This is a genomic window from Pseudomonas antarctica, assembly GCF_001647715.1.
Lineage (GTDB): Bacteria > Pseudomonadota > Gammaproteobacteria > Pseudomonadales > Pseudomonadaceae > Aquipseudomonas > Aquipseudomonas antarctica_A.
Genome location: NZ_CP015600.1, coordinates 132,159 through 145,312, shown reverse-complemented (window position 1 = coordinate 145,312; position 13,154 = coordinate 132,159). Strand labels below are relative to the sequence as shown.

Sequence of the window (13,154 nt, the reverse complement as noted above, 5' to 3'; positions counted from 1 at the left end):
CTCATTTTCGAGGGTTTGTTATGTTTTACGTGCAACGTGATGCACAGGGTGCATTGAGTCGCGTGGAGGCCGCCGCCTTTGCCGAGTCGACCGAAACCCTGCCGGCCGATCACCATGAGATCCAGGCCTGGTACGCCAACGAAGTGGTGGAAACCAGCCTGGCGCAGCTCAAGCAGAGCGACCTGGAGATGATCCGGGTACTGGACGACTTGATACAGGTGCTGACCCGCAAGGGTGTCATAAGCGTGACGGACCTGCCGCCGGCGGCACAGGCCAAGTTGATGGACCGTACCCACGCACGGGAAGCATTGGGTGGGTTGAGCCATTTGATCGATGATGAAGAGACTGGGTTGATCTGAACCCAAGAATTTCAACGGTAAGCTTGTGTGGGAGCCGGGCTTGCCCGCGATGCAGACACCTCGGTATGTCAGTCACACCCGAGGTGATGCAATCGCAGGCAAGCCAGCTCCCACATAAGCCTGCTTGCACATTAGGTTTGGGTTACTTCCAGGGCGCAGGCTCACCAAACAGTTGACCCTGCACGCCGAAAATCCCCATCTCGCGAATCACTTTCAACTCCCCCTCGGTCTCCACACGCTCGGCGATCAACGGCAGGTCGATGCTGTGGGCAGCGCGCTGGATCGCCTCGATAAACAGGCGCTTGTCGCTTTCCTGGTCGATGGCGCGGATGTAGCTGCCGTCGATCTTCAGGTACGCCAGGCCCAGCCGTGCCAGGTTGCCGATCATGCTGAACCGCCCACCAAAACGCTGCAGGCTCAGGGAGAATCCCAGCTCGCGCAGGCGCTGGGTCAACTGCTCCAGCAAGGCCTGTTCCGGCAATTGTTCTTCGCCGATTTCCAGGGTCAGGCGTGGGCCCAGGTTGCTGTGCTGGCGTAACAGTTCAAAAATCCGATTCAGCGCCTGAGCGTCCTGCAGGGTTGCGGCCGAGAGGTTCAGCGCCAGGCTGTGAGTGTGACTGGCCATCTGCTTGAGCACTTGCTCCAGCATCAGGCGGTCCAGGCGTGCGGTCCAGCCGAAACGTTCAAGCCACGGCAGGAAACGCCCGGCCGGGATCGTGTGCCCGTCTTCATCCTGCAAGCGCGACAGCACTTTGTAGTGCAAGACCAATTGCGGGTCCTGGCTGGCGACAACCGGTTGGAAGTACAGCTGGAAACGCTGCTGGGTCAGGGCCTGGTCCAACAATGTGTGCCAGGCATGGTGATCGTCACCCACGCTGGCGGCGGCGCTGTGGTCGAGGCACACCCAACTGGTGTCGCCCTGCCCTTCGGCCTGGGCCAGGGCCTGGTCAGCCAGGGTCAACAAGGCCTGCGGTGAATCGCCATGGCTAAACGGCGCCAGGCCGATGTAGGCGACCGGCGTGACATCACTGGCGGCGGTCGCTTGAAGGCTGAGCAAGGTGCTTTCAAGGTTCTGCGCCAACTGCAGTGCTTCTTCACGCATCAGCCCCGGCGCCAGCACCGCGAACTCACCGCCACGGATACGGGTGACGAGGTTGTGGGTTTCCGGATAAGGCTCGCATTGGCGCAGCAGTTGTTCGCCGACCGCTTGCAGCAACTGGTCGGTGCGCTGGCCACCCAGGCGCTGGTTGAGACCGGCCAGGTCCTTGACCCGCAATAGCAGCAGATAGCCGGAGTTAGTCTCTTCCGGGTTGCTGACGCGCGCGTTGAGCTGCATCTCGAAATAACGACGGTTGGCGAGGCCGGTGAGGTTGTCCTGATAGGATTCGATGCGCAGTTTTTCGCTGCGCTCCGCTTGTTCCTGGAACAACGCCTTGAGCTTTTCTACCATCTGGTTCATGGCCTGCACCACGCGCCGCAGTTCCGGCGTGCGTGGCAGGTCAGGCAAGCTGAGGAACTCGCGACGAGCGATGGCGTGGGACTGCTTGACCATGTAGTCCAACGGCTTCAACTGCCGACGCAGCAACAACGCGCCAAGCACCGCACTCACCGCACCGCACAACAGCAACCAGCCAAGGCTGCCCAAGGCGCTTTGCCAGAGTTTGGCCAGAGCGAACATCGGGTGGCTGACCACCTCCACACGCGCCGCCTGTTCCCAGCCGCGGCTGACCAGCGCATCACCACCGGCCGGCTCCAGACCGATGAGTTTGACGAACCAGTTGGGCACGCCGTTGTTGTCAGGAATACCGCTGCGTTCGACGATGGTTTTATCCGTGGCCAAATCCACTACGCGGATGCTGGCGTAATAGCCGCTGTCGAAGATCGAGCTGACCAGCAATTCCACCATGGCCGGGTCGTCGATATTCGGTGTCAGCGACAGCGCCAACGCGGTCGCCGCGTCCTGTGCATGGGAGCGCAGTTGGTTGACGTATTGGGTGCGCGAGCTTTCGAGGCTGACCATGAAGCTGCCGCTGAAGGCGACCACCAGGAACAGACAGATTGCGATCAATAGTTGTTTGAACAGAGACATCCGATCAGTTACTCCTAGTTGGCAGGCTCGGCCGGGAAGCCTTCCGCACGCATTTTTCTCAACACATCCTGCCAGCGCGACAAGCGTTTGGTGTCACCGACTTTCTTGTTGCCCTTGGCGCCAGGCAAGTACAAGCCCTCGGCGTTGAATGAGTACACCGGGACCAGGTCGGTACGGCGGGTCGCCGGCAGAATCTCGTCCATCAGGCTGTCGAGCACCAGCGGGATGGCTTCGGGCGTCGGATAATACGTCAGCACCATGTGCGCGCGATTCTGACGCAAGGCCTTGACGTAAGTAATGCGCAATTTGTCGCTGGAGACGCCCAGGTGACGCAGGCTGAAATACTTGGCGATTGCGTAGTCCTCACAATCTCCGGCACCTTTCCACAGCGCTTCGATGGGGGTCTCCCAATAGTCGACCACGTGCCACAGGTCGATGTCTTCCACATAAGTCATTTGCTTGTTGAAGAACAGGTTCACGACCTTGAGCTGCTCCTGTTCGTCGACCTTCTTTTCGGTCGCGAGCAGCCGCTGCCAGGCGTCGATACGCTGCTGGCCCTCCCCCAGCGGCCCGTACAAAGCGGTGGCGTTGCGGCTGATCTGAGAGAAATCCCAATCGGCATGCAGCCCGCCGGGCATCAAGCCAGCCAACAAAATCGCTGAAAGTAGCCAGCTTAGAATTCGAGAGGGAATAAAACTTACCGCCAAGGCGTTCAGTCCGTGAAGAGAGACGGAATTTCAGGGATGGTGAAGCTTCAACCACCAAAAAACAATGGCACAGTGCAATCATTGATAAGCGGTCCGAATTTATAAACGCCCCTTGTGGGATGCTCAAAGTAGATCCCGTAAGCCCTTACAAACTGAAACCCTGGCTGTTTGACAAGTGTGTGACCCATCTTTAGTGTGCATTGGATCCAATTAAACACACTTTATTCAAGCAAGGAGGATAGCGTAACCGTGACGCAGAAGCCGAACCCTTTGAGCAGCATCAAAACCAGCGGGCCTATCCCAGCCCATCTTGCTCGCGCCGTTATTGAAGAAACGTTGCGCAATGCCATTCTCGATGGCCGCTTGCCCTGTGGTACCGCGATGCGCCAGCAGGAACTGGCCAGCCTGTTCGGCGTCAGCCGCATGCCCGTGCGCGAAGCCTTGCGCCAATTGGAAGCCCAATCCTTACTGCATGTGGTGACCCACAAAGGCGCCGTGGTTGCACCGTTGATCGAAGATAATTCGGCCGAGACCTACGCACTGCGCATGCTGCTGGAATCCGAAGCGCTGCGCTTATCGATTCCACTGCTCACCGACGCGGACATTGCGCAAGCCGACGCCTGCATCAATGCACTGGAACGCGAGAAGGACTATACCGAGATTGGCCGGCTCAATCGCCTGTTCCACATGGCGCTGTATGGCAAGGCGCCCAACCAGCGGTTGCTCAAATTGGTCGAGCACGGTCTGAATGAGGAGGAACGCTTCCTGCGCTTCAACCTCGAGGCGATGGGGTTGGGCGAGACGTCTCAGGAAGACCACCGGGAACTGTTGAGCCTGGTGGCGCAGAAGAAAGTCGACGAAAGTATTCTGACGCTACGCAATCACCTGACGCGAGGGATGGAGGTGATCTCCACTTATCTCAATAGTCTTGAAGCCAACGAAAAGAATAGCGCGCAGTAAACTTCTAAAGCGCTGCGCCTACACCTTACCTATACAGTGCGGGGCTCCCCTCCCATCATGGAGCCTTCGCACAGTCATACGCCGGATCCAACAATTCGATATAAATAAGCCCGTTTATTCCAAGGAAATATCCGACAACTAATCAAGCAACTCACTCACAACAAACCATTTTCCGAAAAACCATCTAATACTTTTACAAGCTCATCAAAACGTTTAATCAGATTATTATCCGCCCTCAATAAAACACACACCTCATACGGCAGCGCAGACCGATCCTCGGCCAGCGCCGCGCGCATGATGGGCTAAACGCCATCTTTTCATATTGAATTAAACACCTCACCACTGTTTCCAGAACAGTCGCAACAACTTATAGGCGTCAACCATGCATCAACACTTACTTGAACAAAAAAAACTGCAGTTGTGCAGCCATCCGTTATTTACAGAAATAACTTCACTTAACAAGTTACAACTTTTCATGGAACACCATGTGTTTGCCGTTTGGGACTTCATGACACTGACCAAACGCCTGCAGCAAGATCTGACCTGCACGCAATTGCCCTGGCTCCCACCGGCGGACCCACTCGCCGCACGCCTCATTAATGAAATCGTGCTCGGCGAAGAATCGGACGAACACCCAACGCGAGGCGCTTGCAGCCACTTTGAACTGTATCTGGAAGCCATGGCCGAGGCAGGCGCCGATACCACCACTGTCCGGCGCTTCATTGAGCTGCAGCATCAGGGCGTCGAAGCAAGCACGGCCCTGCAGCTGATCAATGTGCTGCCAGGCGTGGCCCGCTTCGTCGACAGCACGTTACAGATCGCGCTGCACGCACCGACCCACTGCGTGGCAGCGGCCTTCTTGCATGGCCGCGAGAGTGTCATACCGTCGATGTTCGAACGCATTCTGCATGGCAACGCATTGATTGAACGCCAGGCGCCGACCTTGTGCCACTACCTCAGCCGTCACATCGCATTGGACTCCCAGGAACATGGGCCGGGGGCAGAGCATTTGCTCCAACGCCTGATCGGCGCTGACCCGGCGCGCCAACGCCAGGCAGATGACTTCGCCCTCGCCGCCGTGGAAAGCCGACTCAGCTTGTGGGACGACGTAAGTGCCGCGCTGCAAGAGGTGCAATCATGATTGCCGCCGACTACCGCTCCTTTGCCGAAGACTGGGAACGCCGGGCAACCATCCGCACCCGCCCTCGGCGCTTGCTCGAAAACGATGACAGATTGATCTACCCCTTGTGCCGCCAGCCGCTGGTACTCACTGCGACCTTCCTCGAACACTGCCCGCAGTGGCGCGATTTCGTGCTGGTGCAAAGCTTCTACAAATTCATCAATGATGTGGTGATTTTCGAAACCGAAATCGTCGACAAGACCGCCCGCAGTATCGCCAAGAATCGCTTCTCGCTGCCCTTTCCTCGCGCCTGTCGGGTGGATGCGATGACCGTCGTGGTGGATGAGGATTACCACGCGCTGGTCGCATTGGATTTCCTGCAACAGACCGTGGAAATGACCGGCATACAACCGCTCGAACTACCCGGGCAAATCGAACTGAGCCGTGCCCTGCCGGCAGCGCGGGCGCTGGCAGCACCACACCTGCGCGATGCCGTGGAGTTGATTGGCGTAGCCATCGCCGAGAACACCGTCACCCATGCGGTAGCGGCGTTTTCCAAGGACGACAGTGTCAAGCCATCCATCCGTGGCCTGATGGCCGATCACTTGTTTGACGAAGGGCGCCATGCACAGTTCTGGACGCAATTGGTGCGTATCTACTGGCAGGCGGCAAGCCCGAGCGATCGCGACAGCATCGCCGAAATCCTGCCAATTTTTTTGGCGCATTACCTGACCAACGATCTGCAAAAAAGCTTCGATCTACACCTGATCGAACACCTGGACGTCAGCGCCAATACCCGACAGACCCTGCGGGCCGAAGTCGCGGCGCTGGACTTTCCCATCACCCGCCAGCACCCCCTGCTTGGCAACATCATGGGGTTCCTGCACCAGAGCGGCGTGCTGAACACACCCAGCGTCGCGCGTACCCTGAGCGACTATCTCCCCGACACGCGGAGGCCGGCATGAGGCGCTTGACGATTGGATGGAGCGGCACGAGCGAGGCTTTGGAGGCAGTCAGGCAAACGCTCGAGCAATACGGACATGTCAGCGCAACAGAAGCCCTTGATGTGCTCATTGAGGACGGCAGCCAACCACCGTCCACACGTTCCGACAAAGCCCAGTGGATAAGCCTGCGCGTGGGTATCGGCCCAGAGTCCGACTACGGGCTTCCCTCTGTGCAGTTGCGTTGCTATGGCCATGACCAGCGCTTGCTGGCGGTGCAGGACGTTGCCGAGGAGCCCAGCGGCAACGGCCAACGTTTGCGCAGACAGGCGACGAACGCACTGGTCGAGTGCGTCGCCTTGCTGGTCAGCGGCTTCTCGAGGGACCCAGAGTTCTTCACGGCAGTAACCACGGCCAACACGTGGCCCGAGCACGGCTTGAAAGGGCTGGATGCACTGGCATTTATGCATCGATTCAATCGCACTGCGCAACCGGCGCTATTGCAGACGGCCCAGGTGCCGATAATCGAACGGCTACAGATCAGTCTCCATACCTTCGCAGAACGAACGGCGCTGAACATCGCGGGCGCCGTGCTGACTTACCGTCAATTACAAGAGCGGGCCCTGTCGATCCAGCAACGCCTGCGGCCGCTGTTGGAGGGCATTCCGTCGCCCCCGGTGATCGGCGTGTGCCTGGAAAAATCTGTCGAGCTGTACGCCAGTATTCTCGCGGTGTTGGGCTGCGGCGCGGTCTACCTGCCCCTGGCGCCGGAGCATCCGTCACAGCGCCATCAAGCGATGCTGCACAGCACCAGGGCCAAGGTGTTGCTCGATGATGGCCAACACCCTCTGCGCGACCATTTCGTTACCCTGAATGTCTGCACTGTCGACATGGCACTGGCCGACACTACGCAGCCCTTGATGCACCATCGCCCCTGCATCGAAGCTCCGTGCATCGCGCTATTCACCTCGGGCACCACTGGCCAACCGAAGGGCGTACTGCTGAGTCAACGCAACCTTGCGCATTTCACGGCCTGGTTCGGTACCTGCCTGGCGCTGGACGAACAGAGCCGTGTACTGCAATTGTCGCCGCTGAGTTTCGACTCATCGCTGATCGATATTTTCCCTGCCCTGATAGCCGGTGCCGAGTTGATCGTTCCAAGCGAAGCCCAGCGGCGCGATCCTCATCAGTTGGTCGAGCTGATTCGCCACCAGCGCATCAGCCATGCTTTTCTGCCGCCCGCGCTACTCAGCATTCTGCCGTTGGATCAGCCTTTGGGCCTTAGCCATCTGTTGACCGGTGGTGATGCCTGCGAGCCGCATGTGATCGAACGATTGGCGAGCCAGTACCCCTTGCACAATTTCTACGGCCCTACCGAGACTACGGTGCTGGTCACCCACCGGACGTTTCAGCCCGGTGACAGCAATCGCAACCTGGGCCGCCCCATCGCGAACAGCCAAGTGTTGATCCTCGACGACAAGCTGCAACCGGTGGATGAACAGGTGACGGGCGATCTATACATCGTCGGCCCTGGCGTAAGCCTGGGGTATGTGAACGCGCCGCCGCAGGTCGACGACCCGTTCATGGTGTTGACACTGCCTGATGGCCGGACGCTGCAGGCCTACCGCAGCGGTGACTTGGCGAAATGGACGCCGGACGGTATCGAGCTGGGCGGCCGGCGGGATGACCAAGTGAAGATCCGTGGCTTTCGGGTCGAGCCCCAAGAGATCGAGCAGTGCCTGCGCGCCAGTCGATTATTCCGCCAAGTGGCTGTGGTGATCGATGGTGATCGCAGGATTTTCTGCGTCGTCGCCCAGCCCGAACCGGACGCCACGGTGGCTGGCCTGAAGCGATATGCACAGCAGTGGCTGCCGGATTATATGCACCCGGCAGTGTGGACCGAGCTGCCAACGATGCCGCGCACCAGCCATGGCAAGATCGACCGTGTGGCGTTGCTGGCGATGCCGAAGCACGCTACCCACCACGTTGCCAGACGCCCAGCGCAAACACCTCTCCAAACGCGGCTGGTGGCGCTGTGGAGCGAATTGCTGGACGTGCCCGGCGATGACTTCTCGATTGATGACAGCTTTTTCAACCTCGGCGGTCATTCCATCCTGCTGTCGACCCTGCTGCTGCGTTTGCGCGAAGCGTTTGGCCGCAGCCTCTCATTGAGCCGTTTCTTTGAAACTCCGACGATTCGTACGCTCACCGTGCTGATGGAGGACGGCGCGCTACCTGAAGTACCGTCAGGCCAGGCGGAGCAGGATGCATCGCAGGCGCTGAATATAGAAATGCTGCACGAAGACCGCACTGGCGATCCGCGCAAGGTGATCGTCACAGGCGCCAACAGTTTTGTCGGCGTGCATCTCGTCGAAGCGTTATTGGCAGGGGGTGTACTGGAGGTGGCTTGCCTGGTGCGTGAACAGCCGGGCCACTGCGCCACGGCGCGGTTTACCCAGGCATTACGCGAGTATCGCCTGGAGCATTTGGACCTGAGCCGGGTGCAGGTATATGCCGCCGATATCAGCCTGCCTCGTCTGGGCCTGGCCTGCGATGTATATGAGCGACTCGCCCACAGCCATGGGGCATTGGTGCACAACGCAGCGCGGGTCAATCATGTGATGGATTACGCCTCACTGGCCAGTGACAACGTCGATTCGGTGCTGGAGTGCCTGCGACTGTGTGAAACCCACTGCAAAAAGGTTTTCAATTTCATCTCGACGCTGTCGGCGTGCAGCAGCATCGACGCCCGCGGGTACATCCTCGAAACACCGGCGGTGGCCACGTTGCCGCTCTACCTCAAGAATGGCTACAACCTGTCCAAATGGGTCGCCGAGCGGCTGTTAGGGCGTGCGATCGAGCAAGGTGCCTGGGTGAATATCTATCGACCGGGCAACATCGCCTTCAACAGCCGCAGCGGTGTCTGCCAGCCGCAAAACAACCGCCTGATGCTGATGCTCAAAGGGTCACTGCAGTTGGGTATGGCGCCACGCCTGAACGTGAACTTCGACCTCATGCCGGTGGATTTCTTTGCCCGTTTTGTCGCGTTCCACTGCGGCCAATATGCTGTCGGGCGAAACGTATTCAACCTGCATAACCCGCAACCGTTGAGCTGGGATCACTACCTTGATGCATTCAGCCGGGCGGGCCATCACTTCGAACGGGTGAGCGTTGCACATTGGCAAAGAGAGCTACAGACGGTGGGTCGCGATAACGCGCTGTTTGGTGTGCTGGGTTTCTACCTGGATGACCTTGCCGAAGACATCAGTGACATCTCGATGATTTGTCACGACAACGCCCGCCAAGGTGTTGAATCCATGGGCGAGCAATACCCGCAAAAGGAACCGGCGCTGTTGCGCAGGGGCTGCGACCACCTCAAGGCCATCGGATTTCTCTGACCGTTTCAGGACACCCTTATGAAACTGCTGCAACCCGATACATTGATCCGCAACCCGAATGGCTCCGCCTTGGAGGCGTCTATCAACGTCGCGTGCGAGGCCGCTCGCCTGTGGAGTGTGGTAGGCAACTTTGCGGAATTTGATGCCTTCATTCCCGCCCTCTCGCACATCGAAATGACGGGCACAGGTGTAGGCGCCTTGCGCACGAAATTTTTCCACGATGGCCATTGTGTCGTCGAGCAGCTCAATAGCCGAAACGACGACGCGATGTACATGACGTGGACCACCCTCTACAACACGTTGGGTGTCGCCCGACTGTGGGCCGCAATGAGTGTGCAAGTGCTTGGTGCAGGATACTCCAGGGCGACCTGGACCCTGATTGGCGAACCGGTCGATACACCGCAGGCGGAGTTTGAACTGTTTGTGCAGGCCTTCGCCGACAGCGCCCTGGAGAATGTGCGGAAGATGCTTGGCTGATGAGCAGGAGCGAAAGCCTTCGCCCCTGCATAAGGTGGGTCAGATCTTGAAGCTGTCGACCAGTTGCTTCAGTCGGCTGGCCTGCTGGGACAGCGCATCGCAATCCTTGAGCGTTTCGTTGAGGTTTGCCACGCCCTGCTGATTCAGCAGGTTGATCTGGTTGATGTCGACGTTGAGGGTTTCAACCACCGCCGTCTGCTCCTCGGTGGCGGCAGCAACCGATTGGTTCATGCCATCGATCTCTACGATTCGCTGCGTCACGCTGACCAGGCGCGCACCGGCCTGGTTGGCCACTTCAACGCTTTCTTCGCTGGAGGTCTGGCTGGCGTTCATGGTGGTCACCGCTTCACGCGAACCCACTTGCAGCGAAGTGATCATTTTATGGATCTCTTCCGCAGACTCCTGGGTACGGTGAGCCAGGTTACGCACTTCATCCGCAACCACCGCAAACCCACGCCCGGCTTCCCCAGCACGGGCAGCCTCGATCGCGGCATTGAGCGCCAACAAGTTGGTTTGCTGGGAGATGCCTTTGATCACATCGAGAATATGACCAATGTTGTCGGTGCTGGCGTTCAGGGTTTCGATCTGAGTGCAGGACAGGCTGATCTTTTGCGACAGTTCCGACATCGCCAGGATGGTTTTCTCTACGACCTTACGACCGTCGTCTGCCTGCTCACTGGCACCACTGGCGTGCTGCGAAGCATCGGCCGCGTTGCGCGCAATTTCCTGGGTGGCGGCGCCTAGCTCGTTAATCGCCGCTGCCACGCTGTTGGTACGCGCGCTTTGTTCGTCAGAGCCGATGATCGACGCGTTGGAAGACGCCATGACACGCTGGGACAGATCGTGTACCTGACGTGTTGCCGAAGAGACTTCGGAAATAGAGGCATGGATACGCTCGACGAACTGGTTGAAGGCACTGCCAACCTCGCCAAACTCATCCTTACTGGTCACGTCCAGGCGACGGGTCAAATCGCCTTCGCCCTGGGCAATATCCTGCATGGCAGTACCCATGGTGGTCAGCGGACGCAGCAGTACTTGAATCAGCAGGCTCAACAGCACGGCAATCGCTACGACCGCAATCAACATGGCAATCAACGCTGAAGTACGGAACTTACCCAGTGGCGCGTAGGCTTTGTCCTTGTCGATCGAGAGACCGATGTACCAGTCCGCACCCGGCAAACCGCTGATCGGAGTGAACGAAAGAATGCGGTCCTGGCCGTTCAGGACGACATCCTGGCTGACCTTCTCGATACGAAGACTTGTACCTGGGTAGATGTCCTTGAGGTTTTTCATGACCTGGTCCTGGTCAGGACTGACGATCACCTGGCCATCGGCACTGACCAGAAACGCATGGCCGATACCGCCGAAGTCTACCGAGTTGATGATCTTCACCAGGGTTTGCAAGCTCAGGTCACCGCCGACCACGCCCAGCAGTTCACCGTTCTTCTTGACTGGCAGAGCGATGGTTACGATCTGCCCACCCACCGCAGCCATGTAAGGCGGGGTGAGCATGGTTTTATCGGCGGCCACTGCTTGCTTGTACCAAGGACGCTGACGTGGGTCGTAACCGTCGGGCATCTTCGCGTCAGGGCGCTGGGTGAACACACCGTTGGTTTGACCGACATAGGTGAACTGGAAGTTTGAGGTGAACGCCGGCTGGTCGACCAGCCCTGGAAGGTCGGCACCACTCCCCTGATGGGCAACGTTTTGCGCCAGGCTTTCGAGGACCAGGATGCGCCCGCTGAGCCAGTTCTGCACGCTGCTGGCCGTAAGCTCGCCTGATTGCTGGATAGACGACTCGAGGTTTTGCTTGATGGTGCTGCGCTGCAGGTAGTCGTTGTAGAGCGTGAATAACGCGAAGGCCAGAACCACGACGCCTGACGCGGCCAACAGAATTTTATGACTGAACTTAAGATTCATTTCATCGACTTCTTTTGCCAAAGGGGGGTGAGCGTGCCGAGTGGAACATTCCATGTAACGGGATAGGCAGACTCTCGGGTCGCTCTATTTCGGTGCACGCATGGCTCATCAGGCTTTCGGCCAAGACAGAATAAATCTTAGAAATTTGTGAGATCCATCGTTACTTTGAGTAGGAAACCGACCGGCGGTAGAGGTGAATAGTTAGGCAGGACAAAAATCAGCGATATACATCTGACCCGCTTCCGTCGACGGCTTTAGCAAAATGGCGTCTATTTGAAAGACCTGATGGAAACGGATAAATCGGGGTTTCGTCGCGCTGTAGGTGCCCTGGACGGCTTGCGACTTGGCGGTGGGATGCGATACGTAGGGTATAGATGGGCAGATGCAGGGAACGCGATGAAGGTGCCGACCTACAGCTTGTCTGACGCTTCAGGAGGGTACGATGCAGGTAAGGTGGGGTTGAAAGGTGTGGATGTTCGACTGACCTCACCAACGAGACCTATATGGCATCCGGTGCCAACCTGAACGTCTGCTATCTGGGTGAGGAGCGTAATGTCAGCGCGACGGCAAGCGACCAGTTCTGATCCGTTATTGTTTCCAGGCAACCGTCGCCTGATTTCAGGTGTCGGCTGTTTTGTTAGCGTCGTTGAGCTGCCCTCTTAATACCGATCAGTAGCCAGCAGCAAGAGCGGGTCAATTATCAAACCTCTAAACGACAAAACCCCTGTCTGTATTAGCAGACAGGGGTTTCGGAATTTAATCTTGACGATGACCTACTCTCACATGGGGAAACCCCACACTACCATCGGCGATGCATCGTTTCACTGCTGAGTTCGGGATGGGATCAGGTGGTTCCAATGCTCTATGGTCGTCAAGAAATTCTGTGTACCAGTACGTCGTGTTAGCAACGCGCCAGTGAAATTCATGGACTTCTACATAAACAAAACCCCTGTTTGCGTTAGCAAACAGGGGTTCTGGAATTTAATCTTGACGATGACCTACTCTCACATGGGGAAACCCCACACTACCATCGGCGATGCATCGTTTCACTGCTGAGTTCGGGATGGGATCAGGTGGTTCCAATGCTCTATGGTCGTCAAGAAATTCGGGTACTGAGTCGTGACCAGATGGCCTCGCTTCAGCAAATTGGGTATGTGATAGCTTTCGGTGTTTTGTGAGATCG

Annotated in this window: 10 protein-coding genes, 2 rRNA genes and 1 pseudogene; 7 read left to right on the top strand and 6 right to left on the bottom strand. The window is 57.9% G+C overall.

Going from position 1 to position 13,154, the window contains the following annotated elements; translation table 11 throughout:
* Window positions 1-20: 20 nt before the first annotated feature.
* Window positions 21-359: a hypothetical protein gene (locus tag A7J50_RS00660; protein WP_064450089.1), complete on the top strand. Its 339-nt coding sequence runs from the start codon at window positions 21-23 to the stop codon at window positions 357-359.
* Window positions 360-501: 142 nt separating this feature from the next.
* On the opposite strand, the gene lapD is transcribed toward A7J50_RS00660, so the two are convergent.
* Both lapD and lapG read right to left on the bottom strand, forming a co-directional pair.
* Window positions 502-2,448 carry a cyclic di-GMP receptor LapD gene (gene lapD / locus A7J50_RS00655; RefSeq protein WP_064450088.1) on the bottom strand — a complete coding sequence of 649 codons (1,947 nt, stop codon included), beginning with the start codon at window positions 2,446-2,448 and terminating at the stop codon, window positions 502-504.
* 14 nt (window positions 2,449-2,462) lie between these two features.
* Entirely contained in the window at window positions 2,463-3,155 is a 693-nt protein-coding gene (lapG, locus tag A7J50_RS00650) for a cysteine protease LapG (RefSeq protein ID WP_064450087.1), read from the bottom strand.
* A gap of 249 nt (window positions 3,156-3,404) precedes the next feature.
* On the opposite strand from lapG, the gene A7J50_RS00645 reads away from it, so the two are divergent.
* A complete protein-coding gene (locus A7J50_RS00645) occupies window positions 3,405-4,115 on the top strand; it encodes a GntR family transcriptional regulator (RefSeq protein WP_064450086.1) in 711 nt (236 codons plus the stop codon).
* A 155-nt stretch (window positions 4,116-4,270) separates the two neighbouring features.
* Here A7J50_RS00645 and A7J50_RS31270 read toward each other — a convergent pair whose 3' ends face one another.
* The gene (locus tag A7J50_RS31270) at window positions 4,271-4,411 is read right to left on the bottom strand and encodes a hypothetical protein (protein ID WP_156526239.1); all 141 of its coding nucleotides are present in this window, start codon (window positions 4,409-4,411) and stop codon (window positions 4,271-4,273) included.
* Between the two features lie 86 nt (window positions 4,412-4,497).
* Here A7J50_RS31270 and A7J50_RS00640 point away from each other — a divergent pair, with 86 nt between their 5' ends.
* Genes A7J50_RS00640 through A7J50_RS00625 form a run of 4 tightly spaced genes read left to right on the top strand, consistent with a single transcriptional unit; the run spans window position 4,498 to window position 10,051 of the window.
* Window positions 4,498-5,256, top strand: a complete 759-nt coding sequence (locus A7J50_RS00640) for a DUF3050 domain-containing protein (protein WP_064450085.1) — start codon at window positions 4,498-4,500, stop codon at window positions 5,254-5,256.
* Window positions 5,253-6,200 (top strand): diiron oxygenase, encoded by a 948-nt coding sequence (locus A7J50_RS00635; RefSeq protein WP_064450084.1) that lies wholly within the window; start codon window positions 5,253-5,255, stop codon window positions 6,198-6,200. The genes A7J50_RS00640 and A7J50_RS00635 overlap by 4 nt, the downstream gene beginning before the upstream one ends.
* Complete coding sequence (locus tag A7J50_RS00630) at window positions 6,197-9,574, top strand: amino acid adenylation domain-containing protein (protein WP_064450083.1); 3,378 nt, start codon at window positions 6,197-6,199, stop codon at window positions 9,572-9,574. The genes A7J50_RS00635 and A7J50_RS00630 overlap by 4 nt, the downstream gene beginning before the upstream one ends.
* A gap of 18 nt (window positions 9,575-9,592) precedes the next feature.
* Complete coding sequence (locus A7J50_RS00625; protein ID WP_064450082.1) at window positions 9,593-10,051, top strand: SRPBCC family protein; 459 nt, start codon at window positions 9,593-9,595, stop codon at window positions 10,049-10,051.
* Window positions 10,052-10,090: 39 nt separating this feature from the next.
* Here the strand turns inward: A7J50_RS00625 and A7J50_RS00620 are convergent, their stop codons facing one another.
* Window positions 10,091-11,971: a methyl-accepting chemotaxis protein gene (locus A7J50_RS00620; RefSeq protein ID WP_064450081.1), complete on the bottom strand. Its 1,881-nt coding sequence runs from the start codon at window positions 11,969-11,971 to the stop codon at window positions 10,091-10,093.
* A gap of 321 nt (window positions 11,972-12,292) precedes the next feature.
* On the opposite strand from A7J50_RS00620, the pseudogene A7J50_RS30260 reads away from it, so the two are divergent.
* Window positions 12,293-12,555: pseudogene (locus A7J50_RS30260) on the top strand (TonB-dependent siderophore receptor); the annotation flags it as partial.
* Between the two features lie 176 nt (window positions 12,556-12,731).
* Here the strand turns inward: A7J50_RS30260 and rrf (A7J50_RS00615) are convergent.
* Window positions 12,732-12,847 (bottom strand): 5S ribosomal RNA (gene rrf / locus A7J50_RS00615).
* Window positions 12,848-12,956: 109 nt separating this feature from the next.
* Window positions 12,957-13,072, bottom strand: a 5S ribosomal RNA gene (rrf, locus tag A7J50_RS00610).
* Window positions 13,073-13,154 lie beyond the last annotated feature (82 nt).